The sequence below is a fragment of the Kocuria sp. U4B genome (assembly GCF_054875615.1).
Window position 1 is genome coordinate 3,131,242 of the sequence record NZ_CM142180.1, and the last position, 25,578, is coordinate 3,156,819.

General features: G+C 73.2%; 22 protein-coding genes. 15 read left to right on the plus strand and 7 right to left on the minus strand.

What is annotated here, in order from left to right; all coding sequences use genetic code 11:
* Positions 1-164 precede the first annotated feature (164 nt).
* The 11 genes from ftsZ (at position 165) to nrdR (ending at position 12,145) form a co-directional block, all read left to right on the plus strand.
* Entirely contained in the window at positions 165-1,412 is a 1,248-nt protein-coding gene (gene ftsZ, locus ACYSMR_RS14650) for a cell division protein FtsZ (protein ID WP_251333560.1), read from the plus strand.
* 119 nt (positions 1,413-1,531) lie between these two features.
* Positions 1,532-2,263, plus strand: coding sequence for a polyphenol oxidase family protein (locus ACYSMR_RS14655; RefSeq protein ID WP_461746187.1), 732 nt, complete (start codon positions 1,532-1,534; stop codon positions 2,261-2,263).
* Positions 2,260-3,048 (plus strand): YggS family pyridoxal phosphate-dependent enzyme, encoded by a 789-nt coding sequence (locus tag ACYSMR_RS14660; protein WP_461746189.1) that lies wholly within the window; start codon positions 2,260-2,262, stop codon positions 3,046-3,048. The genes ACYSMR_RS14655 and ACYSMR_RS14660 overlap by 4 nt, the downstream gene beginning before the upstream one ends.
* A 127-nt stretch (positions 3,049-3,175) precedes the next feature.
* The gene (locus ACYSMR_RS14665; RefSeq protein WP_461746191.1) at positions 3,176-3,703 is read left to right on the plus strand and encodes a cell division protein SepF; all 528 of its coding nucleotides are present in this window, start codon (positions 3,176-3,178) and stop codon (positions 3,701-3,703) included.
* An 8-nt stretch (positions 3,704-3,711) separates the two neighbouring features.
* On the plus strand, positions 3,712-4,002 hold the full coding sequence (locus tag ACYSMR_RS14670) for a YggT family protein (RefSeq protein ID WP_251333556.1): 291 nt from the start codon (positions 3,712-3,714) through the stop codon (positions 4,000-4,002).
* Positions 4,003-4,152: 150 nt separating this feature from the next.
* Positions 4,153-4,818 carry a DivIVA domain-containing protein gene (locus tag ACYSMR_RS14675; protein WP_309126176.1) on the plus strand — a complete coding sequence of 222 codons (666 nt, stop codon included), beginning with the start codon at positions 4,153-4,155 and terminating at the stop codon, positions 4,816-4,818.
* A 179-nt stretch (positions 4,819-4,997) separates the two neighbouring features.
* The gene (gene lspA / locus ACYSMR_RS14680; RefSeq protein ID WP_461746194.1) at positions 4,998-5,609 is read left to right on the plus strand and encodes a signal peptidase II; all 612 of its coding nucleotides are present in this window, start codon (positions 4,998-5,000) and stop codon (positions 5,607-5,609) included.
* Positions 5,602-6,549 carry an RluA family pseudouridine synthase gene (locus tag ACYSMR_RS14685; RefSeq protein ID WP_309125798.1) on the plus strand — a complete coding sequence of 316 codons (948 nt, stop codon included), beginning with the start codon at positions 5,602-5,604 and terminating at the stop codon, positions 6,547-6,549. Before lspA ends, ACYSMR_RS14685 begins: the two co-directional genes overlap by 8 nt.
* Positions 6,550-6,604: 55 nt before the next feature.
* Positions 6,605-10,150 (plus strand): DNA polymerase III subunit alpha, encoded by a 3,546-nt coding sequence (gene dnaE / locus ACYSMR_RS14690; RefSeq protein WP_251333553.1) that lies wholly within the window; start codon positions 6,605-6,607, stop codon positions 10,148-10,150.
* A gap of 58 nt (positions 10,151-10,208) precedes the next feature.
* Positions 10,209-11,564 (plus strand): histidinol dehydrogenase, encoded by a 1,356-nt coding sequence (gene hisD, locus ACYSMR_RS14695; RefSeq protein WP_461746197.1) that lies wholly within the window; start codon positions 10,209-10,211, stop codon positions 11,562-11,564.
* An 8-nt stretch (positions 11,565-11,572) separates the two neighbouring features.
* Complete coding sequence (gene nrdR, locus ACYSMR_RS14700) at positions 11,573-12,145, plus strand: transcriptional regulator NrdR (protein WP_251333551.1); 573 nt, start codon at positions 11,573-11,575, stop codon at positions 12,143-12,145.
* Between the two features lie 230 nt (positions 12,146-12,375).
* Here nrdR and ppgK read toward each other — a convergent pair whose 3' ends face one another.
* Both ppgK and map read right to left on the minus strand, forming a co-directional pair.
* The gene (gene ppgK / locus ACYSMR_RS14705; RefSeq protein WP_251333550.1) at positions 12,376-13,188 is read right to left on the minus strand and encodes a polyphosphate--glucose phosphotransferase; all 813 of its coding nucleotides are present in this window, start codon (positions 13,186-13,188) and stop codon (positions 12,376-12,378) included.
* A gap of 46 nt (positions 13,189-13,234) precedes the next feature.
* Complete coding sequence (gene map, locus ACYSMR_RS14710) at positions 13,235-14,128, minus strand: type I methionyl aminopeptidase (protein ID WP_251333549.1); 894 nt, start codon at positions 14,126-14,128, stop codon at positions 13,235-13,237.
* 123 nt (positions 14,129-14,251) lie between these two features.
* Here map and ACYSMR_RS14715 point away from each other — a divergent pair, with 123 nt between their 5' ends.
* Positions 14,252-14,428 (plus strand): SPOR domain-containing protein, encoded by a 177-nt coding sequence (locus ACYSMR_RS14715; protein ID WP_251333548.1) that lies wholly within the window; start codon positions 14,252-14,254, stop codon positions 14,426-14,428.
* Positions 14,429-14,487: 59 nt separating this feature from the next.
* Here ACYSMR_RS14715 and panB read toward each other — a convergent pair whose 3' ends face one another.
* Positions 14,488-15,333: a 3-methyl-2-oxobutanoate hydroxymethyltransferase gene (panB, locus tag ACYSMR_RS14720; RefSeq protein ID WP_251333547.1), complete on the minus strand. Its 846-nt coding sequence runs from the start codon at positions 15,331-15,333 to the stop codon at positions 14,488-14,490.
* Positions 15,334-15,481: 148 nt separating this feature from the next.
* On the opposite strand from panB, the gene glnA (ACYSMR_RS14725) reads away from it, so the two are divergent.
* Both glnA (ACYSMR_RS14725) and ACYSMR_RS14730 read left to right on the plus strand, forming a co-directional pair.
* A complete protein-coding gene (glnA, locus tag ACYSMR_RS14725; RefSeq protein ID WP_251333546.1) occupies positions 15,482-16,822 on the plus strand; it encodes a type I glutamate--ammonia ligase in 1,341 nt (446 codons plus the stop codon).
* Positions 16,823-16,912: 90 nt separating this feature from the next.
* Complete coding sequence (locus ACYSMR_RS14730; protein ID WP_461746201.1) at positions 16,913-19,984, plus strand: bifunctional [glutamine synthetase] adenylyltransferase/[glutamine synthetase]-adenylyl-L-tyrosine phosphorylase; 3,072 nt, start codon at positions 16,913-16,915, stop codon at positions 19,982-19,984.
* A 146-nt stretch (positions 19,985-20,130) separates the two neighbouring features.
* Here ACYSMR_RS14730 and glnA (ACYSMR_RS14735) read toward each other — a convergent pair whose 3' ends face one another.
* A complete protein-coding gene (gene glnA, locus ACYSMR_RS14735; protein ID WP_251333544.1) occupies positions 20,131-21,555 on the minus strand; it encodes a type I glutamate--ammonia ligase in 1,425 nt (474 codons plus the stop codon).
* Positions 21,556-21,763: 208 nt separating this feature from the next.
* Between glnA (ACYSMR_RS14735) and ACYSMR_RS14740 the strand changes: the two genes are divergently transcribed.
* The gene (locus tag ACYSMR_RS14740; RefSeq protein WP_309125308.1) at positions 21,764-22,207 is read left to right on the plus strand and encodes an RDD family protein; all 444 of its coding nucleotides are present in this window, start codon (positions 21,764-21,766) and stop codon (positions 22,205-22,207) included.
* A 102-nt stretch (positions 22,208-22,309) separates the two neighbouring features.
* Here the strand turns inward: ACYSMR_RS14740 and ACYSMR_RS14745 are convergent, their stop codons facing one another.
* From ACYSMR_RS14745 to lipB, 3 genes are all read right to left on the minus strand, one after another.
* The gene (locus ACYSMR_RS14745; RefSeq protein ID WP_251333542.1) at positions 22,310-23,107 is read right to left on the minus strand and encodes a DUF4191 domain-containing protein; all 798 of its coding nucleotides are present in this window, start codon (positions 23,105-23,107) and stop codon (positions 22,310-22,312) included.
* A gap of 126 nt (positions 23,108-23,233) precedes the next feature.
* Positions 23,234-24,241: a lipoyl synthase gene (gene lipA, locus ACYSMR_RS14750; protein WP_251333541.1), complete on the minus strand. Its 1,008-nt coding sequence runs from the start codon at positions 24,239-24,241 to the stop codon at positions 23,234-23,236.
* Between the two features lie 70 nt (positions 24,242-24,311).
* On the minus strand, positions 24,312-25,013 hold the full coding sequence (lipB, locus tag ACYSMR_RS14755; protein WP_251333540.1) for a lipoyl(octanoyl) transferase LipB: 702 nt from the start codon (positions 25,011-25,013) through the stop codon (positions 24,312-24,314).
* Positions 25,014-25,578 lie beyond the last annotated feature (565 nt).

Genomic DNA, 25,578 nt, shown 5'->3' on the forward strand with positions numbered 1-25,578 from the left:
CGAAAGCGGTATGGATTGTCGTGCAGGTGATGCCCGTCGTTGTTAGTCTTGACCCCGACATCGAACCTCCCCGGGGAACAGCTGACGGCCTGATGTTCGACCTTCGATCGAGGGTTGAGGTCGGGCACGTGATCCGGGACTACTTCCTCTCGAGTTAGGCACCCATGGACTCCTCCACCCCCCAGAACTACTTGGCCGTCATCAAGGTCGTCGGAATCGGCGGCGGCGGCGTCAACGCGGTCAACCGGATGATCGAGGAGGGGCTGCGCGGCGTCGAGTTCATCGCGATCAACACGGACGCCCAGGCCCTGCTGATGAGCGACGCCGACGTCAAGCTCGACGTCGGGCGCGAGCTCACCCGGGGTCTCGGCGCCGGCGCGAACCCCGACGTCGGGCGCCAGGCGGCGGAGGACCACCACGAGGAGATCGAGGAGGTCCTCAAGGGGGCCGACATGGTGTTCGTGACCGCCGGCGAGGGCGGCGGCACCGGCACCGGCGGGGCGCCCGTGGTCGCCCGCATCGCGCGCTCGTTGGGTGCCCTGACCATCGGCGTCGTCACCCGCCCGTTCACCTTCGAGGGCCGGCGCCGCTCCAACCAGGCCGAGAACGGCATCGAGACGCTGCGCGACGAGGTCGACACCCTCATCGTCATCCCCAACGACCGGCTGCTGTCCATCTCGGACCGCAACGTGTCCATGCTCGACGCCTTCAAGTCCGCCGACCAGGTCCTGCTCTCCGGTGTCCAGGGCATCACCGACCTGATCACCACCCCGGGCCTGATCAACCTCGACTTCGCCGACGTCAAGTCCGTGATGCAGGGGGCCGGCTCCGCGCTCATGGGCATCGGCTCCGCGCAGGGCGAGGACCGGGCCGTGAAGGCGGCCGAGCTCGCGATCGCGTCCCCGCTGCTGGAGGCGTCCATCGACGGCGCCCACGGCGTGCTGCTGTCCATCCAGGGCGGCTCGGACCTCGGCCTGTTCGAGATCAACGAGGCGGCCCGCCTGGTCCAGGAGGTCGCCCACCCCGAGGCGAACATCATCTTCGGCGCCGTCATCGACGACGCCCTGGGCGACCAGGCGCGCGTGACGGTCATCGCCGCCGGCTTCGACTCCGTGAGCCCGGAGACCAACGCCAACAACACCAACGCCGCGGCCCAGCAGGCCGCGACCACCCGTGCCGCCTTCGGCTCCGGCGCGGGTCAGCCCGCCGGCCTGGGCCGCTCCCCGCAGCGCGGTGGGGCCCCAGCCTTCGGCCAGCCCTCCGCCCAGCAGAAGTGGGCGCAGCCGGTCGGCAACGACGACGTCCCCGACGACGCCGGGTTCGACGTGGACCTGCCCGCCGAGGCCGAGACCGGCTCGGGCGTGGGCGCCGCGCGCAAGGACTCCCTGGACTTCCCCGACTTCCTGAAGTGAGCTCCGACCCGGGGGCGGGCGCGGGCGACCGCGTCCGCCCCCGGGCGCGTTAACCGCCGGGCGGCGGACGGGACACGGCAGGACGAGGCAGCGCCGACGAGGCGGGACAGGAGGACCAGGTGTTCTGGTGGCAGGAGGACGTCGGGCAGGGCGTGCGGGTGGCGTTCACGGACCGCGGGGCGGGCAACCTGGCCCTGCACACGGGCGACGACGCCGGCGCGGTGCGGACCCGGCGCCGGGCCCTCGAGGGGGCCATGGGGGTCCCGGCGGGCTCGCTGCTCTTCCTCGACCAGGTGCACGGCACCGCGGTGGCCGACGCCGACGACCCCGCCCTGCCCCCGGTGCCCACGGCGGACGCCGCCGTCTCGGCGGACGGTGCGTCCCTGGCCGTGATGGTCGCCGACTGCGTGCCCGTGGTGCTGGTCGGCCGCGGCCCGCACGGGCCCGTCACCGCCGTGGCGCACGCCGGGCGGCGCGGGCTGCTGGACGGCGTGCTCGAGCGGACCGTCGAGCAGCTGCGGGCCCGCGGGGCCGACGGGCTGGCGGCGTGGATCGGGCCGTCGATCTGCGGCGGGTGCTACGAGGTGCCCGCCGCGATGCAGGAGGAGTCCGTGCGGCGGATCCCGGCGGTGGCGGCCACGACCACCTGGGGCACCCCGTCGCTCGACCTGCCCGCGGGCGCCCGCGACCGGCTCGAGGCCCTCGGGGTCACGGTCGCCGGGCCGGCCGGGGCCTCCTGCACGCGCGAGAACGAGCGGCTGTCCTCGCACCGCCGGGACCCGGGCTCCGGGCGCATCGCCGGCCTCGTCTGGCGCAGCGCGCCCGCGGACCCCGCGCAGGGCGCCGCGTGAGCGCCGGGCCGGACCCGGCCCGCCGGGACGCGGGGGAGGACCCGCGCACCCGCGAGCTCGCGCACGCCCTCGACCGGGTCCGCGCCCGGGTCGCCACCGCCGCGGCCGGCCAGGACCCCCGGGCGGACGAGCCCACGCTGATCGCGGTGACGAAGTTCTTCCCCGCGGCCGACGTCGCCCGGCTGCACCGCCTGGGCGTGCGCGACGTGGGCGAGAACCGCGACCAGGAGGCCACCGCCAAGGCACGGGAGGCGAGGGAGCTCGGCGCTGCCCCGCTGACCTGGCACTTCATCGGCCAGCTGCAGTCCAACAAGGCGAGGTCGGTGGTCCGCTACGCCTCCTGGGTGCACTCGGTGGACCGCGCCTCGCTGGTGACGGCCCTCGGCCGGGCCGTGCTGCGCCACCGGGAGGCCGCGGCCGCCGGGGACGAGCCGCCGGGCCCGTGTGCGGCCGAGGACCTGACGTGCCTGGTCCAGGTCTCCCTCGACGCCGAGGAGCACCGCGGCGGGGCCCGCCCCGAGGACGTCGTCGCGCTCGCCGAGCGGATCGCCGCCACGGAGGGCCTGCGCGCGGGCGGCGTGATGGCCGTCGCGCCCCTGGGCGCGCCGCCGGGCCCGGCCTTCGACCGGCTGCACGAACTGTCGCAGCTCCTGCAGCGGTCCCTGCCGGGGGCCACGGCGGTGTCCGCCGGAATGAGCCACGACCTGGAGGAAGCCGTCGCCCGGGGAGCCACCCACGTGCGCGTCGGCTCCGATATCCTCGGCCCCCGACCACCCGTACGATAGCTTGGAGGACGGCCCTGACGGGCCAGGGCCGTACCGCGCTCCGTGCATCCCTGCGGGCGCGTGGCGGCCGAGGATCCCGGACCTCCCCCCACCGCCGATATCCGCACAGACAGTCAAGGAGAGCACCATGGCCGGAGCGTTGCGCCGCACCATGATCTATCTCGGCCTCGCCGAGACGGACGAGGACTACGACGAGCCGACGCCTGACCGCCAGGAGCACCAGTCCGCTGTCGCGATCCGCGAGGAGCCGCGCGAGGCGCGCGCCCAGGAGTCCACCGCCGTGGCGGCACCGCGCCGCTCGGCCGAGTACCGGGCGCCGGTGACCCCCATCAAGCGCGCCTTCTCCAGCTCTCGAGAGGACAGCTCGACCTTGCGCACCATCACCACCGTCCACCCCCGCTCCTACAACGACGCGAAGTCCATCGGCGAGGCGTTCCGGGAGGGCACTCCCGTGATCATGAACGTCAGCGACATGGGCGACGCGGAGGCCAAGCGGCTCGTGGACTTCTCCGCCGGGCTGGTCTTCGCCCTGCACGGATCCATCGAGCGGGTGACCGGCAAGGTCTTCCTGCTCACCCCGTCCTACGTCGAGGTCGTCGGGCACCCCTCCGCGGCCGACGAGGCGGACGAGGCCGACGACGACCAGGAGGACTGAGACTCCCCATGGAACTGCTGCTCTCCGTGCTGTACCTCGCCCTGCACCTCGTCTACGTGGCCCTGCTGGCGCGCCTCGTCCTCGACTGGGTCCAGATGTTCGCCCGCAACTGGCGGCCCCGCGGCGCCGCCCTCGTCGCGGCGTCGGCGGTGTACACCATCACGGACCCGCCCATGCGCCTGCTGCGCCGGCTCGTGCCGCCGCTGCGCCTGGGCGGGGTGTCGCTGGACCTGGGGTTCCTCATCCTCATCTTCGCGATCAGCATCCTGCAGGGCATCGTCGGCCAGCTGCTGATCTGAGCCGGGCCGCGACGGCCCACCCTGTACCCTGTAGCCGGACCGCCCGCCGGGTCCCGGCCCCGCTCCCGGCGCCGCCCGGACCCGGTCGGCCGGACCCCCGCCGACCCCGCGGACGCGCCCGCCCCAGCCCCGCACAAGGAGGAATGCCCCATGGCCCTGACCCCCGAAGACGTCATCAACAAGCGTTTCCAGCCCACCAAGTTCCGTGAGGGCTACGACCAGGACGAGGTCGACGACTTCCTCGACGAGATCGTCGTGGAGCTGCGCCGCCTGAACCAGGAGAACACCGACCTCAAGCAGCAGCTCGAGGCCGCCGGGCAGCCCGTGGCGCCCCGGGAGTCCGCGCCGTCGCCGGTGTCGGAGCCGGGGCTGCCCACCGCCGCCGAGCCTGCGCAGACCTCCGCCGTCACCGTCACCGAGGCTCCCGCGGAACCGGCCGAGCCCGCCGCGGCGACCGGGGCCGCCCCGGCCGTCGACGTCGCCCAGTCCGCGGCCGGCGTGCTCGCCATGGCCCAGAAGCTGCACGACGACTACGTCTCGCAGGGCACCGCCGAGCGCGAGCGGCTCATCGCCGAGGGCCGCACCCGGGCCGAGGAGCTCGTGGCCGACGCCCGGCGCACCCGCGAGGAGACCCTCTCCGTGCTGCAGGAGGAGCAGGCCGAGCTGGAGACCCGCGTCTCCGGGCTGCGCGCCTTCGAGGCCGACTACCGCACGAACCTGCGGGGCTTCATCCAGGACCAGCTGCAGGACCTCGACACGACCCCGTCGCTCGAGCCCGCCGGCGCCCGCCCCGCCGACGCGGTCGAGCAGGCCTGAGCCCGGCCGCCCCGGGCACGACGACGGAGGGACCGGCCACGGGCCGGTCCCTCCGTCGTCGTGCCACGTCCCCGGCGCCTCCGCCGGGGACGTGGCACCATGGAGCGGGGCCGTGCGGGCCCCGCCCCGGGCCGCGACGCCCGTCGCCCCGCCCGGAGACCGCCGATCCCGAGGAGAGCATGAGCCAGCACCCCGACGTCCCCGCGGACGCCAGCCCGACGGCCGCGCCGCGCCGCGGCGTCCTCCTGCTCGCCGCGGTCGCCGCGCTGCTGGTCTACGCCCTCGACCAGCTCACCAAGTGGTGGGTCGTCTCCGCCCTGGTGCCCGGGCGGCGGATCCCCGTGGTCGACGGCCTGCTGTGGTGGCAGTTCATCCGCAACCCGGGCGCCGCGTTCTCCCTGGGCGAGAGCATCACCTGGGTGTTCACCCTCGTCATGGCGGTCGTCTCCGTCGTCATCGTCCGCACCCTGCTCCGCGTGCGCTCCGCGCCGTGGGCGCTGGCTCTGGGCCTCGTGCTGGGCGGGGCGCTCGGCAACCTCACCGACCGGCTCCTGCGGCAGCCCGGCTTCGGGGTGGGCCACGTCGTCGACTTCATCGCGGTGCCCCGCTTCGCCATCTTCAACGTCGCCGACTGCGGGGTCGTCGCCGGGGTCGGCCTCGTCGTGCTGCTCACCCTGCTCGGCCGCGAGCTCGACGGCACCCGCCCGGGCCGGGGCACCGGCTCCGGGCCCGGTGCCGGCCCGGGAGGCGCGCTCGGCGCGGCGCCGGGGGAGGAGGGGACCCGTGCCTGAGCCCACCCACGCCGAGGAGCGCTTCACCGTCCCGCCCGAGCTCGAGGGCCAGCGCGTCGACGCCGCCGTGGCCGCGCTGACGGGGCTCTCCCGCTCCGCCGCCGCCGGGCTGTGCGCGGAGGGGCGCGTGCTGCACCGCGGCCGGGCGGTCGCCAAGTCCTTCCGCGTGGAGACCTCCCAGACCCTCACCGTGCACGTGCCCGTCCCGGAGGACCCGGGCCGGATCGTCCCCCAGCTCGTCGACGACTTCCGCGTGGTCCACCTCGACGACGACATCGTCGTCATCGACAAGCCCCCGGGGGTCGCCGCCCACCCGTCGCCGGGCTGGAAGGGCCCCACCGTGGTGGGCGCCCTGGCCGGGGCCGGGGTCGCCGTGAGCACCTCGGGGGCCCCCGAGCGCCAGGGCGTGGTGCACCGCCTCGACGTCGGCACCTCCGGGCTGATGGTCGTGGCGCGCACGGAGCGGGCGTACACGGCCCTCAAGCGCGCCTTCAAGGAGCGGACGGTCACGAAGGTCTACCACACCGTGGTGCAGGGACTGCCCGACCCGCTGCGGGGCACGATCGACGCCCCGATCGGGCGCCACCCCGGCTACGACTGGCGGTTCGCGGTGGTCGAGGGCGGGCGCCACGCCGTCACCCACTACGAGGTGCTCGAGGCGTTCGGCCGGGCCACGCTCGTGGAGGTGCACCTGGAGACCGGGCGCACCCACCAGATCCGCGTGCACTTCTCCGCGCTGCGCCACCCGTGCTGCGGCGACCTCACCTACGGCGCCGACCCGGCGCTGTCGGCCGGGCTGGGACTGACCCGGCAGTGGCTGCACGCCAAGCGCCTCGGCTTCGAGCACCCGGGGACGGGGGAGCCGGTCGAGTTCGACAGCCCCTACCCGCCGGACCTCTCCTTCGCCCTGGAGAGCCTGCGGGACGGCGGGCCCGCCTGAGCGGCGGGCCCGGGCCCCGGCCGGGGCCGTCGGAGCGGAGCACTACACTGGACGGGTGACGACGGCATCCGGCAAGAAGAGCTTCACCCACCTGCACGTGCACACCGAGTACTCGATGCTCGACGGTGCCGCGCGCCTCGACGACCTCTTCGAGGCGTGCCACGAGATGGGCATGACGTCCCTCGCCACCACCGACCACGGCTACGTCTTCGGCGCCTTCGACTTCTGGAACAAGGCCCGCAGCGCCGGGATCAAGCCGATCATCGGCGTCGAGGCGTACCTCACCCCCGGCACCGCCCGCTCCGACCGCTCGCGCGTGAAGTTCGCCGACGGCGGGCGCGACGACGTCTCCGGCGGTGGCGCGTACACCCACATGACCCTGCTCGCCCAGTCCACGGAGGGCATGCAGAACCTCTTCCGCGCCTCGTCCCTGGCCTCCCTCGAGGGCCAGCTGTACAAGCCGCGAATGGACCGCGAGCTGCTCAACCAGTACGGCAAGGGCCTCATCGCGACCACCGGGTGCCCGTCCGGGGAGGTCCAGACGCGGCTGCGCCTGGGCCAGTACCAGGAGGCCCGCGAGGCCGCCGCGGAGTTCCGGGACATCTTCGGGGCCGAGAACTTCTACTGCGAGCTGATGGACCACGGGCTCGCGATCGAGAAGAACGTCACGAGCGACCTGCTCAGGCTCGCCAAGGACCTCGGCCTGCCGCTCGTGGCCACCAACGACCTGCACTACACGCACGCGGAGGACGCCAAGTCCCACGCCGCGCTGCTGTGCGTGCAGTCCGGCTCCACCCTGGCGGACCCCAAGCGGTTCAAGTTCGACGCCGACGAGTTCTACCTGAAGTCCCCCGCCGAGATGCGGGAGCTCTTCCGCGACTTCCCGGAGGCGTGCGACAACACCCTCGAGATCGCCGAGCGCTGCTCCGTCGAGTTCGACACCTCCGCCAACTACATGCCGCGCTTCCCGGTGCCCGAGGGCGAGGACGAGCAGTCCTGGTTCGTCAAGGAGGTCCAGCAGGGCCTGCACCACCGCTTCCCGGGCGGGATCCCCGAGGAGGTGCAGAAGCAGGCCGACTACGAGATCGGGATCATCCTGCAGATGGGCTTCCCCGGGTACTTCCTGGTGGTCGCGGACTTCATCAACTGGGCCAAGAACAACGGCATCCGGGTCGGTCCGGGCCGTGGCTCCGGGGCCGGCTCCATGGTCGCGTACGCCATGCGCATCACCGAGCTCAACCCCCTCGAGCACGGCCTGATCTTCGAGCGCTTCCTCAACCCGGAGCGCGTGTCCATGCCCGACTTCGACGTCGACTTCGACGACCGCCGCCGCTCCGAGGTGATCCGCTACGTCACCGAGAAGTACGGCGACGAGCGCGTGGCCATGATCGTCACCTACGGCACCATCAAGGCCAAGCAGGCGCTGAAGGACTCCTCGCGCGTGCTCGGCTACCCCTTCTCCATGGGCGAGAAGCTCACCAAGGCGATGCCGCCGGACGTCATGGGCAAGGGCATCTCCCTCAAGGACGTCTACGACCCGGGCGCCAAGCGCCACGGCGAGGCGGAGGAGCTGCGCGAGATCCTCGCCCAGGACGCCGAGGCGAAGAAGATCTTCGAGACCGCCGAGGGCCTGGAGGGCCTCAAGCGCCAGTGGGGCGTGCACGCGGCCGGCGTCATCATGTCCTCGCACCCGCTGATCGACATCATCCCGATCATGCGCCGGGAGCAGGACGGGCAGGTCATCACCCAGTTCGACTACCCCACGTGCGAGGGGCTCGGGCTGATCAAGATGGACTTCCTGGGGCTGCGCAACCTCACGATCATCTCCGACGCCCTGGAGAACATCCAGCTCAACCAGGACGGCTTCGAGCTGGACCTCGAGAACCTCGCCCTGGACGACAAGGACTCCTACGAGCTGCTCGCCCGCGGCGACACCCTCGGGGTGTTCCAGCTCGACGGCGGGCCCATGCGCCAGCTGCTCAAGCTCATGCGTCCCGACAACTTCGAGGACATCTCCGCGGTGCTCGCGCTGTACCGCCCGGGGCCCATGGGCGTGAACTCGCACACCAACTACGCGCTGCGCAAGAACGGGCAGCAGGAGATCACCCCGATCCACCCCGAGCTCGAGGAACCCCTCGCCGAGATCCTGGACACGACCTACGGCCTGATCGTCTACCAGGAGCAGGTCATGGCCGCCGCGCAGAAGCTCGCGAACTACTCGCTGGGCCAGGCCGACCTGCTGCGCCGGGCCATGGGCAAGAAGAAGAAGTCGGAGCTGGACAAGCAGCAGGCCGTCTTCTTCGAGGGCATGCAGGGCAACGGCTACTCGCTCGAGGCCTGCCAGACCCTGTGGAACGTGCTGGAGTCGTTCTCGGACTACGCGTTCAACAAGGCCCACACCGCCGCCTACGGGCTCGTGTCCTACTGGACGGCGTACCTCAAGGCGCACTACCCGGCCGAATACATGGCCGCGCTGCTGACCTCGGTGGGCGACGACAAGGACAAGCTCGCGCTCTACCTCAACGAGTGCCGGCGGATGGGCATCACCGTGCTGCCCCCGGACGTCAACGAGTCCGCCCTGAACTTCACCCCGGTGGGCAGCGACATCCGGTTCGGCATGGGCGCCGTGCGCAACGTGGGCGCCAACGTCGTCACCGCCATGGTCGAGGCCCGCGAGGAGAAGGGCGCGTTCACGTCCTTCAACGACTTCCTCGCCAAGGTCCCCGCGGTGGTGTGCAACAAGCGCACGATCGAGTCCATGGTCAAGGCGGGCGCCTTCGACCGGCTCGGGCACACCCGGCGGGGCCTCGTGATGTGCCACGAGGAGGCGGTCGACGCCACGGTCGCCGTCAAGCGCCAGGAGGCGGCCGGTCAGTTCGACCTCTTCGGCGGGATGGGGATGGACGAGGACCCCACCACGTCCCTGACGGTCGCGGTGCCCGACGTCCCGGAGTGGGAGCGCAAGGACCTGCTCGCCTTCGAGCGCGAGATGCTCGGGCTCTACGTCTCCGACCACCCGCTGCGCGGGCTCGACGAGGCGCTGGGCCAGTACGCCGACACCTCGATCCAGCCGCTGCTCGGCGAGGACGGCCGGCCCGACGGCGCGGTGGTCACCGTGGCGGGGATGATCACGTCCCTGTCCCGGCGGATCGCCAAGACCTCCGGCAACGCCTACGCCCGGGTGGAGCTGGAGGACCGGACGGGGTCCATCGAGATCATGTTCTTCGGCAAGGCCTACGCCCCGATCGCCGGGGTGCTCGCCGAGGACCTGATCTGCGTGATCAAGGGACGGCTGCAGCGCCGGGACGACGGGTCCGTGACGATCTCCGCCCAGGAGCTGACCGTGCCGGAGCTCTCCGCCGACGGGCACAACGGGCCCGTGCTCATCGCGCTGCCCGAGTTCCGGGCCACCGAGGAGACGGTCAAGGAGATCGGGGCGGTGCTGCGCAACCACCGCGGCGACTCCGAGGTCCGCATCCACCTGGAGACCCGGCAGAAGGTGCAGGTCCTGCGCCTGGGCCCGGACCTGCGGGTGAACCCCTCGCCGGCCCTGTTCGGGGACCTTAAGGTCCTGCTCGGGCCCACCTGCCTGGAGGTCTAGCGCACCCGGGCGGCGAGCGCAACGAGCCGAGCGCACCCGGGCGGCCCGGTGGAATACCATGGATGTCGTGACTACAGCTGAGACGACCACGACAGCGGCCCTGCGGACCATCGACCTGCGCGGCCGGCACCTGTCGTGGTCCGAGCTGCGCTCGGTCGTGCCCCGGCAGAGCACCGGCTCGCGCGCGTCCGCCGAGCAGGCCGTCGCCGAGATCCTCGAGGCCGTCCGGACGGAGGGCGCCGCCGCCCTGCGCCGCTACGCCCAGCGCTTCGACGGCGTGGAGCAGGACCGGCTGCGGGTCGACCCGGCCGGGATCCGCCGGGCCGTCGACGCCCTGGACCCCGCCGTGCGCAGGGGCCTGGAGACCGCCATCGAGCGCACCCGCGCGTTCGCGCAGGCCCAGCGGCCCGCGGACGCCCGCGTGGAGGTCGCCCCCGGCGCGGTCCTCGTCCACCGCTGGACGCCGCTGCGCCGGGCCGGGCTCTACGTGCCCGGCGGGCTCGCGGTCTACCCGTCCTCCGTCGTGATGAACGTCGTGCCCGCCCAGGCCGCCGGCGTGGGCTCCGTGGTGCTGTGCACCCCGCCGCAGAAGGAGTTCGGCGGGCTGCCGCACCCCACCATCCTCGCCGCCGCCGGGCTGCTCGGCGTGGACGAGGTGTGGGCGATCGGCGGCGCCCAGTCGCTGGCCGCCATGGCCTACGGGGTCGCCGACGGCGACGACGTCCTCGAGCCCGTGGACACCGTCACGGGTCCCGGCAACATCTACGTGGCGACCGCCAAGCGCCTGCTGCGCTCGGTCGTGGGCGTGGACGCGGAGGCGGGGACCACGGAGATCGCCGTCCTCGCCGACGACACCGCCGACCCCGCCTACATCGCCGCGGACCTCGTCTCCCAGGCCGAGCACGACCCGGCCGCCGGCGCCGTGCTGATCACGCACTCGCCCGGGCTCGCCGCGCGCGTCGAGGCGGAGCTGGCCGTGCAGGTGCCCGCGGCCAAGCACCGGCAGCGGATCGCGACCGCCCTGTCCGGGCCCCAGTCCGGGATCGTGCTCACCGACGACCTCGACGCCTCGATCGCCGTGGCCGACGCCTACGCCGCCGAGCACCTCGAGATCCACACCGCCGACCCGCAGGCGGTGGCCGCCCGGGTGCGCAACGCCGGGGCGATCTTCCTCGGCCCGTACAGTCCCGTCCCGCTGGGCGACTACGCCGCCGGGTCCAACCACGTCCTGCCCACGGGCGGGACCGCGGTGCACGCCCAGGGGCTGTCCACCACGGCGTTCATGAAGGCCGTGCAGCTCGTCGAGTACTCGCAGGAGGCGCTGGCCGCGATCGGCCCGGACATCGTGGCGGTGGCGCAGTCCGAGGACCTGCCCGCGCACGGGCGGGCCGTCACGATCCGCACCGGGGGCTGAGCCGCGCCGTGCACTGCCCCTTCTGCCGCCACGCCGACTCCCGCGTCGTCGACAGCCGCACCACGGACGACGGGACGGCCATCCGCCGCCGCCGGCAGTGCTCCGAGTGCGGGCGCCGCTTCTCGACCCTGGAGACGACGACCATCTCGGTGATCAAGCGCTCCGGCGTGACCGAGCCCTTCGACCGGCAGAAGATCGTCAACGGCGTCCGCAAGGCCTGCCAGGGCCGGCCCGTGAGCGAGGACGACCTCGCGATGCTCGCCCAGGAGGTCGAGGAGACGATCCGGGCCATGGGCGCCGCCGAGATCGAGGCCCACGAGGTGGGGCTCGCGATCCTGGCCCCGCTGCGCCGCCTGGACGTGGTCGCCTACCTGCGCTTCGCGAGCGTCTACCAGGCCTTCGACGGCCTGTCCGACTTCGAGGACGCGATCGACCTGCTGCGCGCCCAGCAGGCCGAGCAGACGGGGCAGCAGACGATCCCGGCCACCGTCGAGCCCCCGGGCTCCGGGGCGCGCAAGCGCTCGGGCCGCCGGCCGAGGAACAAGGGCCTCGAGGGCGTGTCCCAGCCGCGGCTGCTCTGACCCGCCGGTTCCCCGGAGGATTTTCCCGGCGTGTCCCTTGCCGCCCGCCGGTGGCGGTCGTAGAGTGGGGAGCGCAACAGACCCCCGCCGGGGGCTGCGGAGGGGAAGCCGCGGCCTCCGGCGGGTTTTTTTCGTGCCGGTGCTCCTGGCCCCGGCCACGGCGCCTCCCGCACGACGACGCCCGGGGCCCTCTGTGCAGAGGCCCCCGGGCGTCGTCGTGCAGGAGGGGTTCAGCCCTCGGGCGTGTGCGGGATGCCGGCCCACAGGGCCGCGCCGACGATGCCGGCGTTGTTGCGCAGCCGGGCGACCTCGACCGGGGTGCGCAGCTGGAGGTACGGCAGGAACTTGTCCGCGGTCTTGGAGACCCCGCCGCCCACGATGAACAGGTTCGGGGAGAAGAGGAACTCCACGTGGCTGAAGTAGCGCTGCAGCCGCTTGGTCGCCCATTTCTTCCACGACAGCTCCTCGCGCTCGCGCGCGGACGCCGAGGCGCGGGTCTCGGCGTCGTGGCCGTCGATCTCCAGGTGGCCGAGCTCCGCGTTCGGCACGAGCTGGCCGTTGAGGATCAGCGCGGAGCCGATGCCGGTGCCCAGGGTGATCACGATGACCAGCCCCTTCACGCCCCGCCCGGCGCCGTAGACCGCCTCGGCCAGGCCTGCGGCGTCGGCGTCGTTGAGGGCCTCGACCGGACGGCCCAGCCGCTCGGTCATCAGCGCGTCGACGTCCGTGCCGATCCACGCCTTGTCGATGTTCGCGGCCGACAGGGCGACGCCGTCCTTGATGATGGCGGGGAAGACGATCCCCACGGGGGAGTCCGGCTCCGGGGCCTCCGGCCGGGACTGTAGCTCGGCGACGATCTGCTCCACGACGCCGGCCACGGCCTCCGGGGTGGCGGGCTGGGGAGTGGGGATGCGGAAGCGCTCCCCGACGAGCTCGCCGGTGTCCAGGTCCACGATCCCGCCCTTGGTGCCGGTGCCACCGAAGTCGATGCCGATCACGCGACGGCTCGGTACGTTCGCGACGGTGCGATCTGGTGTGGTCATGGGGCGGTCCTCTCGGGGTGCCGTGGGCGGGTGATCAGTCGGCAGTCTACGGCAGGGTCAGGATGTCCACACCGTCCTCCGTCACCGCCAGCGTGTGCTCGAACTGGGCGCTGCGGCGGCGGTCCCGGGTGGTCACCGTCCAGTCGTCGTCCCACTGCTCCCACTGGATCGTGCCCAGGGTCAGCATCGGCTCGATGGTGAACACCATGCCGGGGACCATGACGGTCGAGTAGGACGGGGCGGCGTCGTAGTGGGGGACGATCAGGCCCGAGTGGAACTCGCGGCCCACGCCGTGGCCGGTGAAGTCCCGGACCACCCCGTAGCCGAAGCGCTGGGCGTACTTCTCGATGACCCGGCCGATGACGTTGATCTCCCGGCCGGGGCGGACGGCCCTGACCGCCCGGTGCAGGGCCTCCTGGGTGCGCTCGACGAGCAGGCGGGACTCCTCGTCGACGTCGCCCACCAGGAACATGTGGTTGGTGTCCCCGTGGAAGCCGTCCTTGTAGGCGGTGACGTCGAGGTTGAGGATGTCGCCGTCCTCGAGGACCGTCGAGTCGGGGATGCCGTGGCAGATCACCTCGTTGAGGGACGTGCACACGGACTTGGGGAAGCCCCGGTAGCCGAGGGTGGAGGGGTAGGCCCCGTGGTCGCACATGTACTCGTGGGCGATCCGGTCCAGCTGGTCGGTCGTGGCGCCGGGGACCGCGGCCCGGCCCGCCTCGTGCATGGCGCGCGCGGCGATCGTGCCGGCCGCGCGGATCAGCTCGACCTCCTCGGGGGTGTAGACGTTGCCGCCCCGGCCCTCGTCCGGCTCGGCGCGCCCGACGTACTCGGGGCGCACGATGCGCGGGGGAACGGTCAGCTCCGGGCTGACGGTCCCCGGGGTGAGGGTGCCGACGGGGGCGGTCGCGCCGGGGACGGGGGTGTTGTGCGAGGGCACGGGGGTCTGGACCTCCTGGATCGGGATGCGCCCGGCCCCGGGGGAGCCGGTCCGGGCCTAGGATCTACCCTAACGCCCCGGGTGCCGCCACCGGCCCGGTGGCGGTCACGGAGAGGAGACGGCATGGCCGAGTTCTGGTTCAACACCTACACCCACGAGGTCGAGGAGGGCGCCCAGTCGGACTACCGCAAGCTGCTCGGCCCCTACGCGACGCGCGAGGAGGCGCAGAACGCCCTCAGGCTCGCGGCGGAGCGCACGAAGAAGTGGGACGAGGAGGACCGGGCCTACCGGGAGGACTGAGCGCCCCGGGCCGGTCCCCGGCGGGGCCGGCCCGCGTCCGCGCCGCGGTGGGCGCGGGGTCAGTAGCTGTGCTCCGGGCCGGGGAACCGGCCGGTGCGCACGTCCTCGACGTAGCGGCCCACGGCCTCCGAGACCACGCCGTGCAGGTCCGCGTACCGGTGGACGAAGCGGGGCAGCCGCCCCTGGCGCAGGCCCAGCATGTCCTGCCACACGAGCACCTGGCCCGTGGTGGCGGCCCCCGCGCCGATCCCCACGGTCGGCACCTCCAGGGCGGCGTCCACCGCGGCGGCGGCCTCGGCCGGGACCATCTCCATCAGCACGCAGAAGGCCCCGGCGTCCTGGAGGGCGCGCGCGTCCTCCAGGAGGGTCCGGGCCGCGTCGCCGCGGCCCTGCACGCGGTACCCGCCGAGGGCGTGCTCGCTCTGCGGGGTGAAGCCCACGTGCGCGACGACGGGCACGCCGGCCTGCGTCATGGCCCGCACGTGCGGGGCGAACCAGGCCCCGCCCTCCAGCTTCACCGCGTGGGCCCCGCCCTCCTTGAGGAAGCGCACCGCGGTGGCCACGGCCTGCTCGGGGGAGCCCTCGTAGGAGCCGAACGGCAGGTCGACGACGACGAACGCGCGCTCCACCGCGCCCGACACGGCACGGCACAGCGGCAGCAGCTCGTCCACGGTGACGGGCAGCGTGGTGGCGTAGCCCAGGACGTTGTTGCCCGCGGAGTCGCCCACGAGCAGGGTGTCGACGCCGGCGGCGTCGAAGATCGCCGCCGTCAGGGCGTCGTAGCTCGTGAGCATGGTGAACTTCTCGCCGCGGCGCTTCGCCTCCCGCAGGTGGTGCGTGCGCACCCGGCGCACGTCGAGGGCGCCCGCCTCCGGGCGGGGGGTGTCCTGGGACTGCTGGGTCATGGGCTCCAGCCTAGCGGGCGCGCCCGGGGCACCCCCGCGGGCGGGCCCCGGAGGCGCGTTAGAGTGGGCGGGACAGGGATCGCCCCCGGCCGACGCCGCCCGTGCGGGCCGCCGGCGGCGCGGAGCAGGAAGACGAGGAAAGAAGACCATGGACCGTCAGCAGGAGTTCGTCCTCAGGACCATCGAGGAGCGCGACGTCCGCTTCGTCCGCATGTGGTTCACGGACGTCGTCGGCGCCCTCAAGTCGGTGGCCCTGGCCCCCGCCGAGGTGGAGGCCGCGTTCGAGGAGGGCCTGGGCTTCGACGGCTCGTCCATCGAGGGCCTCTCGCGGGTCTACGAGTCCGACATGCTGCTCCAGCCGGACCCCTCCACGTTCCAGATCCTGCCGTGGCGCGGGGAGACGGAGCCCACGGCCCGGATGTTCTGCAACATCCTCACGCCCGACGGCGAGCCGTCGGCCTCGGACCCCCGCGGGGTCCTCGGGCGCGTGCTGGACAAGGCCTCCGACATGGGCTTCACCTGCTACACCGCCCCCGAGATCGAGTTCTACCTCATGAAGTCCGACCAGCTCGACGCCGACGGCCAGCCCGTCCCCGTGGACCAGGAGGGCTACTTCGACCACGTCCCGGGCGGGGTCGTCCAGGACTTCCGCCGCAAGGCCGTCAACATGCTCGAGGCCGTGGGGATCTCCGTCGAGTTCTCCCACCACGAGGCGGGCCCCGGGCAGAACGAGATCGACCTGCGCTACGCCGACGCCCTGCAGACGGCGGACAACATCATGACGTTCCGCACCGTGATCAAGGAGGTCGCCCTCTCCCAGGGCCTCTACGCGACCTTCATGCCCAAGCCCTTCACGGAGCACCCGGGCTCGGGGATGCACACGCACTTCTCGCTGTTCGAGGGGGACACCAACGCGTTCTTCGAGGCCGGGGCCGAGTTCCGGCTCTCCCGCACGGCCCGCCACTTCATCGCGGGCATCCTGCGCCACGCCCCGGAGTTCACCTCCGTCACCAACCAGTTCGTCAACTCCTACAAGCGCCTGTGGGGCGGGGGCGAGGCGCCCTCCTACCTCTCGTGGGGCCACAACAACCGCTCCGCTCTCGTGCGGGTGCCCCTGTCCAAGCCGGACAAGGTCCAGTCCGCGCGGATCGAGTACCGCGGCATCGACTCGGCCACGAACCCCTACCTCTCCTACGCCGCGATCCTGGCGGCGGGGCTGAAGGGCATCGAGAACGGCTACGAGCTGCCCCCCGTGGAGATGGACGACGTCGCCGCCATGAGCTCGGCCGAGCGCCGCGCCCTCGGCCACAGCCCGCTGCCCTCGAGCCTTTACGACGCGATCCGGGAGACCGAGGAGTCGGAGTTCATGGCCGAGCTGCTCGGGGAGCAGGTCTTCGACCACTTCCTGCGCAACAAGCGCCGCGACTGGAACGAGTACCGGCGCGTCGTCACGCACTTCGAGCTCAGGAGCAACCTCGGCATCCTCTGAGGCCCCGGCGGGACCGCCCGCGGGCGGTCCCGCCGCCCCGCGCCCACCGTGCACCCTCCCGGTGCCCGACATCCCCGGACGGACCGCGCCATGACCCACCCTCCCCAGCCCGCGACGTCGCCCGGAGCCGGCGACGCCGTCGCCTCCGGGCGGCTCATCAAGGTGGGCTTCGCCGACACCCGCAACGCCCAGCGCTGGCTCGGCTTCCCGGAGCTGGCCGGGGTCGACCGGGAGCGGCTGCTCCAGGGCCTCGCGCTCGCCGCCTCGCCCGACGTGGCCCTGCAGCTCACCGTGCGCCTGCTCGAGCGGGTGCCCGAGCTCGCCGACCGGATCAACGCCGGCCCCGAGGCGTCCGAGACGGTCTTCCGGCTGCTGGGCGCCTCCGAGGCCCTGGGGGAGTTCCTGCTCCGCCGGCCCGAGCAGCTGGACCTGCTCGCCGAGCCCGCGGCGGCCGAGCCCGGGGAGATCCCGGCGGAGGAGTTCCGCGCCCACCTGCTGGCCGCCGTGGGCGCGGACCCCGCCGCCCGCACCCCCGTGGCCGGCGGCTCCGGCGACGACGCCCACAGCGCCCTGCGCGTGGCCTACCGCCGGGAGCTGACCCGCATCGCGCTGCGTGACGTCGGCGCGCTCTACCCGGCGGACTACATGCCCGCGGTGGGCCGGCAGCTCGCCGACCTCGCGGCCGCGGCGGTCGACGCCGCGCTCGCCGTCGCCCGCGCCGAGGCGGGCGGCACGTGGGCCCCGGAGCTCGTCGACCGGGTCCGGCTCGCCGTGATCGGGATGGGCAAGTGCGGCGCGCGGGAGCTCAACTACATCTCGGACGTCGACGTCGTCCACGTCATGGCGGTCGACGACGACCCCGCCGATCCCCTCGACGCGACCGAGGCGACGAACATCGCCACGGCCCTGGCCACGGGCACCGCCCGGGCGATCATGGCGCGCGGGAGCGAGCCCCCGCTGTGGGAGCTCGACGCGAACCTGCGGCCCGAGGGCAAGGACGGCCCGCTCGTGCGGACCCTGGACTCCCACGTGCGCTACTACGAGCGCTGGGCGGAGTCCTGGGAGTTCCAGGCCCTGCTCAAGGCCCGCCCCATCGCGGGGGACCCCGCGCTGGGCGCGGCGTACCAGCGGGCGATCGCCCCGTTCGTGTGGCGCAGCGCCGCCCGAGAGGGCTTCGTGGAGTCGGTGCAGGCCATGCGCCGCCGCGTCACGGACAACATCCCGGACGCCGAGCAGGAGCGCCAGATCAAGCTCGGCCCCGGCGGGCTGCGCGACGTCGAGTTCACCGTCCAGCTGCTCCAGCTCGTGCACGGGCGCACCGACGAGCGGGTCCGGACCCAGGCCACGACCGACTCCCTGGCCGCCCTGTCCGAGGGCGGCTACATCGGCCGCCGCGACAGCGAGCAGTTCCACGCCCACTACCGGTGGCTGCGCCTGCTCGAGCACCGGATCCAGCTGTTCCGGCTGCGCCGCACCCACCTGATGCCCCGGGAGGAGCGGGAGCTGACGGTCATCGCCCGCTCCGTGCGCGGTGCCGCGGACACGGCCCGCCCGTCCGCGGAGTCGCTGCTCGAGGACTGGCGCCGGGTCAAGCGGGACGTCCGCGGCATGCACGAGCGGATCTTCTACCGGCCCCTGCTGGCGGCCCTCGCCCACCTGCCCGAGACGGGCACGCAGCTCTCGCCCGAGTCCGTGCGGGACCGCCTGGCCGCCCTCGGCTACCGGGACCCGAAGGCCGCCGTGCGCCACATCGAGGCGCTCACCCGCGGGGTGAGCCGGCGCGCCGAGATCCTGCGCACGCTGCTGCCCGTGCTGCTGTCCTGGTTCGCGGACGGGGTCGACGCCGACGCCGGGCTGCTGGGTTTCCGTCGGCTCTCGGAGTCGCTGGGCACGACCCCGTGGTTCCTGCGCCTGCTGCGGGACTCCAACGCCGCCGCCGAGCGGCTGTGCCACATCCTCTCGAGCTCCCGCTACGTCACCGACCTGCTGGAGACCGCCCCGGAGGCCGTCGCGTGGCTCGGCCACGACGACGACCTGTGCCCCGTGGCGTTCGAGACCCTGTGGAGCGAGATCCGCTCGCAGATGGCCCGCCACCCGGACTCCGGCGAGGCCGTGCGGATGATCCGGCTGATCCGCCGCCGCGAGGAGCTGCGCGTCGCGCTCGCGGACACCTCCGGGCTGCTCGACGTCGAGGACGTCGCCGCCGCGCTGTCCGACATCGACCGGGCCTGCATCCTCGGGGCCCTGCACGTGGCCGAGCGGGAGGTCTACGGCCGCTGGGGCCGGCTGGCCGACGTCCTCGTCGTGGCCATGGGCCGGCAGGGCGGGCGGGAGATCGGCTACGGGTCGGACGCGGACGTCGTGTACGTCTACGCGCCCGTGGACGGCGCCGAGCCCGGCGCGGCGCGAGCCCAGGCGGAGACGCTGCTGCAGCGCACGGTGCAGCTGCTCAAGGCCCCCTGCACCCCGCCCATCGTGGCCGAGCGGGTCCTGGAGATCGACAACGACCTGCGCCCGGAGGGCAAGCAGGGGCCCATGGTGCGCTCCGTGGAGGCCTACGCCGAGTACTACGCCCGGTGGGCCCAGACCTGGGAGTTCCAGGCGCTGACCCGGGCCCTGCCCATCGCCGGCAGCGACGAGCTCGCCGAGGCGTTCCGCCGGGTGGTCGACCCCTACCGCTACCCGGCCCGGTTCACCGAGCAGCAGCTGCTGGACATCCGGCGGATGAAGGCCCGCGTGGAGAACGAGCGGATGCCCCGCGGCGCCGACCCCTCCCGCCACCTCAAGCTCGGCCGGGGCGGGCTCTCCGACGTCGAGTGGCTGGTCCAGACGCTGCAGCTACAGCACGGGCACCGGGTCGAGGGGCTGCGGACGACCGGCACGCTGACCGCCCTGCGCGCCGCCGAGCGGGAGGGACTGGTGAGCGCGGAGGACGCCGCGGCGCTGGCGGCGGCGTGGCGGCTCGCGACGGCGGTGCGCAACGGCAACGTGCTGCGCACCGGCCGGGCCTCCGACGTGCTGCCCGCCAAGCGCGCCGACCTGGAGGCCGTGGCCCGCTGGTGCGGCTACCAGCACGGCGGGGCCGGGCGGCTCGAGCAGGACTACCTGCGCACCACCCGCCAGGCCCGCGCCGTGTTCGAGCGGCTGTTCTACGGGTCCTGACGCCGGGTCCTGACCAGCGCGGCGCACGGGCCCGCCCGGGCGGTCCGCGACCCGGACACGGGGAAGGCCCCGGACCCTGCGAGGGGTCCGGGGCCTTCCCCGTGCGGCGGGCGATCCGTGCGGATCAGACGCCGTATCCGTGCGGATCAGACGCCGTAGTAGAGCTCGAACTCGAGCGGGTGCGGCACGAGCGAGAGCGGCTTGAGCTCGTTCTCGCGCTTGTAGGCGATCCAGGTCTCGATGAGGTCCTCGGTGAACACGTCCCCGGCCAGCAGGAACTCGTGGTCCGCCTCGAGGGCCTGCAGGGCCTCCTCCAGGGAGCCCGGGGCCTTCTTGATGTCCTTGGCCTCCTCCGGCGGGAGCTCGTAGAGGTCCTTGTCGATCGGGTCGGCCGGCTCGATGCGGTTGCGGATCCCGTCCAGGCCCGCCATCAGCTGCGCGGCGAACGCCAGGTAGGGGTTGCACGAGGGGTCCGGGGCGCGGAACTCGAGGCGCTTGGCCTTCGGGTTGGTGCCCGTGATCGGGATGCGGATGCCGGCGGAGCGGTTGCCCTGCGAGTACACCATGTTGACCGGGGCCTCGAAGCCCTTGACCAGGCGGCGGTAGGAGTTCACGGTCGGGTTCGTGAACGCCAGCACGGCGGAGGAGTGCTCGAGCAGGCCGCCGATGTACCAGCGGGCGAGGTCGGACAGGCCCGCGTAGCCCTTCTCGTCGTAGAACAGCGGCTCGCTGCCCTTCCACAGGGACTGGTGGCAGTGCATGCCCGAGCCGTTGTCGTTGAACACCGGCTTCGGCATGAAGGTCGCCGACTTGCCGAAGGCGTCCGCGGTGTTCTTGATGACGTACTTGAACTTCAGCAGGTCGTCCGCGGCCTTGGTGAGGGTGTTGAAGCGGTAGTTGATCTCGGCCTGGCCGGGGGCGCCCACCTCGTGGTGGGAGCGCTCGACCTCGAGGCCGACCTCGTCGAGGGCCACGCACATCGCGTCGCGCAGGTCGGCCTGCTTGTCGACGGGGGACACCGGGAAGTAGCCGCCCTTGGTGAGAGTCTTGTTGCCGAGGTTGCCGCCCTCCTCCTTGCGCCCGGAGTTCCAGGGCGCCTCGTCGGAGTCGATGGAGTAGAACGAGCCCTGCGGCTGGACCTGGAAGCGCACGTCCTCGAAGATGAAGAACTCGGCCTCGGAGGCGAAGTTCGCGACGTCCGCGATGCCGGTCGAGGCCATGTACGCCTCGGCGCGCTCCGCCACGCCGCGCGGGTCGCGGTGGTAGGGCTCCCCGGTGCGCGGGTTGACGATCGAGCAGGTGACCACGAGGGTCTTCTCGACGCGGAAGGGGTCGACGAACGCGGAGGTCGGGTCCGGGATCAGCTGCATGTCGGACTCGGCGATGCCCTGGAAGCCCCGGATGGAGGAGCCGTCGAACAGCTGGCCGTGCACGAAGAAGTCGTCGTCCACCGCTTTGGCCGGGAGGTTGAAGTGCTGCTGCACGCCGGGCAGATCCGTGAACCGGATGTCGACGAAGACGATCTCCTCGTCCTTGATGAACGCGAGGACTTCCTCGGGTGACTGGAACATCAGCTGTTCTCCTTCATAGGTGGGCTGGACAACCGGGCCGTGGCCGTGCGCGGCGCCCTATTCCGGAGCCCACGCTACGGACACGGCATTAAGGCCCCGTATCCCGGGTGTTTCGGCGATGTTACACGCGCCCGGCGCCGCCGTGGCGTGCGCCCGGTCCGGGGACCCGCCGGAAGGGCGGGTCGGTGCCGGCCGATACCCTGGGACCATGATCGACAGACGCGACGTGGGCTCCTGGCTCGAGGGGCCGCAGACGGGCCAGCAGTACCCGGGGCAGCGCCTCGGCCGGCCCGCGGAGGGACGGGGTTCCGTCGGCCGCTTCGGGCGGCGGGCCGTGGCCCTGGTGGTGGACTGGTACCTGTGCTGGGCGGTCGCGCAGTGGCTGGTGCCCCAGTGGAACGAGCACGGGCTGATGACCCTCGTCCTGCTGCTCGTCCTCAACGTGCTCCTCGTCGGGACCGTCGGCCACACACCGGGCCACCTGCTGGTGGGCCTGCAGGTCCAGACGCTCGACGGCCGGCCGGCGGGCCCGGCCCGCGCCGCGCTGCGGTCCCTGCTGCTGTGCCTGCTCCTGCCGCCCGTCGTCTTCGACGCCGACCAGCGCGGGCTGCACGACCGGGCCGTGGGCACGCTCGTGGTCCGCGTCCGCTGACCCGCCGCCCCGGCACGGCGGGCCGGCACCGGCCACCGGCAACGACGACGGCGCCCCTCACCTCGGGAGGTGGGGGGCGCCGTCGTGGTGGCGGAGCCGGGCTCAGCGGCCGCGCATGGCCTTGCGGTCCGGCCGGGCGCGCATGGGATCCACGCCCTTGGGGATCGGCAGCCGGTTGCCGAGGGTGCTCATCCGCTTGTGCACCGTCTGCACCTCCTGCTGGGTGAGCTTCTTCTCCAGCTTCTTCATCTGCTTGGACAGCTCGCGCAGGGGCACCTGGCCCTCGCCCTTGCCGGTCTTGATGACGTGGATCGGCACGTTCTGGATCACCGGTCCGATCCGGCGGCGCTCCTTGGAGACGAGCTTGTCCACGCGGCCGGCGGGGCCCTCCGTCACGAGCACCACGCCGGGACGGCCCACGGCCCGGAAGACGAGGTCACGGGTGCGGGGGTCCATGGCGACGGGCTGCTCCTCGACGATCCAGCCGCGGCGCAGGGCGGAGAGGGCGGCCCCGGCGGCGCCGGGCTGGTCCTCGATCCGGGCGAACGCGGCGCGCTCGGCCCGGCGGGAGAGGTAGAAGGAGGCCGCCAGCACGGCGAAGGGCAGGCCGATGAGCAGCCAGGTGATCCAGTTGCCGACCAGCACGCCGATCAGCAGGAACACCAGCAGGACGCCGAGGCCCAGCAGCAGCATCCACCACCCGATGTTCGGCTCGGTCTCGCGGGTCATCCCGTAGACCTGCTTGATCTGCCCGAGGAAACCGGGGCCCTTGGCGGCCTTCCGCTGCTTCTTCGCCTCGCGCTTCTGCGCCCGGGTCGGCTTCTCGGCCGGCTTGTCGGACGGCTTCCCGGAGGAGGCGGATCGCGACGTGGCGCGCGACTTGGCGTGGGAAGGTGACACGGTGAGACCTCGTCCTGTGGTGCGGTGGCGGTGGTTCGGGGACACGGCGGCGGGCGCGCCGAAGCGCGCCGTACCCGGTCCGTCCTCCAGTTTAGCGGGTGGTCGCGGCGTCGAGCGGCCGACGGCTCAGCCGAGCCGCTGCACGAGCGAGGACGCCTCCTGGGAGGCGCTGCCGGTGTCCTCGATGTGCGCCAGGTGGGCGGGGATCTCCCGCCCGGACTTCTCCATGGCCCGCGCCCACAGGCGTCCGGCGCGGTACGAGGAGCGCACCATGGGACCGGCCATCACCCCGAGGAAGCCGATCTCCTCGGCCGCCGCGGACAGCTCCACGAACTCCTCGGGCTTGACCCACCGGTCGATCGGGTGGAACAGCGGAGAGGGCCGCAGGTACTGGGTCAGGGTGATGATGTCGCACCCGGCGTCGTTGAGGTCGCACAGCGCCTCGTGGATCTCCTCGGTGGTCTCGCCCATGCCGAGGATGAGGTTGGACTTCGTGATCATGCCCGCCTCCTTGCCCTGGGTGATGACGTCGAGGGAGCGCTCGTAGGTGAACGCGGGGCGGATCTGGCGGAAGATGCGGGGGACGGTCTCGACGTTGTGCGCGAACACCTCGGGCTGCGCGTCGATGACCTGCTGCAGCCGGTCGGGCTTGCCCTGGAAGTCCGGGATGAGGATCTCCACGCCCGTGTTGGGGTTCAGGGTGTGGATGGCGCGGATGGTCTCGGCGTAGAGCCACGCGCCGCCGTCCTCGAGGTCGTCGCGCGCCACGCCCGTGACGGTCGCGTAGCGCAGGCCGAGCTCCTTGACCGACTCCGCGACCTTCCGGGGCTCGGTGACGTCGAGCAGGTCCGGCTTGCCGGTGGCGATGTCGCAGAAGTCGCAGCGGCGCGTGCACTTGGACCCGCCGATCAGGAACGTGGCCTCCCGGTCCTCCCAGCACTCGTAGATGTTGGGACAGCCCGCCTCCTCGCAGACCGTGTGCAGCCCCTTGCCCCGGGCGAGGGACTTGAGCTCCTGGAACTCCGGGCCCATGCGGGCGGTGTTCTTCAGCCACGAGGGCTTCTTCTCGATCGGCGTCTGGGCGTTGCGCGCCTCGACGCGCAGCAGGCGGCGGCCCTCGGGGGCAACGGTCATGGTCGGTCTCCTTGTCGAGATGTCGACGGTGGTGCGCTGTGGGTCCCGGTGGTCCCGGGGACGGCGCAGGTCAGCTGACGGCGGTCGGCCAGGGCAGCGGGCCGGGGGTCCCGGACGGGGTGAACTGTTCGCACAACTCGTCCTGCCGGGCGGATATTTCCTGTTCCATGCGCCCCGCCACCATGGCGGGGGTCACGCGCCGGCCCGTCTCCTGGGAGATGCTCGTGACGGAGGCGTCGGTGATCCCGCAGGGGATGATCTTGCCGAACGGGCGCAGGTCGTTGGAGCAGTTGAGCGCGAAGCCGTGCAGGGTCGCCCGCCGGGAGACCTGCACGCCGATGGCCGCGATCTTGCGGTCGGGCCCGCGCTCGTCGGCGAGCACCCAGGCCCCCGAGCGGCCGTCGACGGTGGTGGCCGCCACGCCGAAGTCGGCGACCACGGCGAGGATGATCTGCTCCAGCTGCCGGACGAACCGGACCACGTCGATGGGCACGGGCAGCCGGACGATGGGGTAGCCCACGAGCATCCCGGGGCCGTGGTAGGTCAGCTTGCCCCCGCGCCCGATCTCGACGACCTCGGTCCCGTCGTACGGGTACTCGTGGGCCTCGGTGCGCCGCCCGGCCGTGTAGACCGGCGGGTGCTCCAGCAGCAGCACGGTGTTGGCCCGCTCGCCGGCGACGACCTGACGGTGCACGTTCTGCTGCAGCTCGAGGGCCGCCCGGTAGTCGACGAGGTGCGGGTCGAAGCCGAGGCGTTCGAAGGAGAGGGGCATGCCCCCCAGCCTACCGCGCGGGCGGGAGGCCCGCCGGGGCCGGGGCTGTGGACGGCCCCGGCGGGCGCGGGCGCCGCCCGGGCATCCTGGGCCCATGGACCACAGCGCAGGCGCCGCGCCGGCGGACCCCCCGATCCCGTCCGTGCCCCGTCCCCGCGGGAGCGGCTGGCCGCCGCTGCGGGGGGCGGTGCCCGCGGCGGCGCGGCGCCGTCCGGGCAGCCCGGCCGTGCGCCGCTCCTGCCGGAGGCGGAGGGGCTGCAGAGCGTGCGGCCGCTGGGGCGCAGCACGTGGCTGGTGCGCGAGGAGCGCTCCGGGGAGGAGTTCGTGCTGCGCGTGTGCGCCCGGGACGGGGCGGGACCAGGCCTCGCCCCGGCCGTCGCGCGGGCGGCGGCCGGGGACCTGGCGGGACGGCAGACGCCCCACCTCGTGGCGGTGCGGGCCCTGCTCGGCCCCGCGGCCGCCCCGGTCGGGCTCGTCGAGGACCGCCTGGCCGGCGGCTCCCTGGCGGAGCGGCTGGCCCGGCGCGGACCGCTCCGCGCGGACGAGGCCGCCGAGGTGCTGCGCG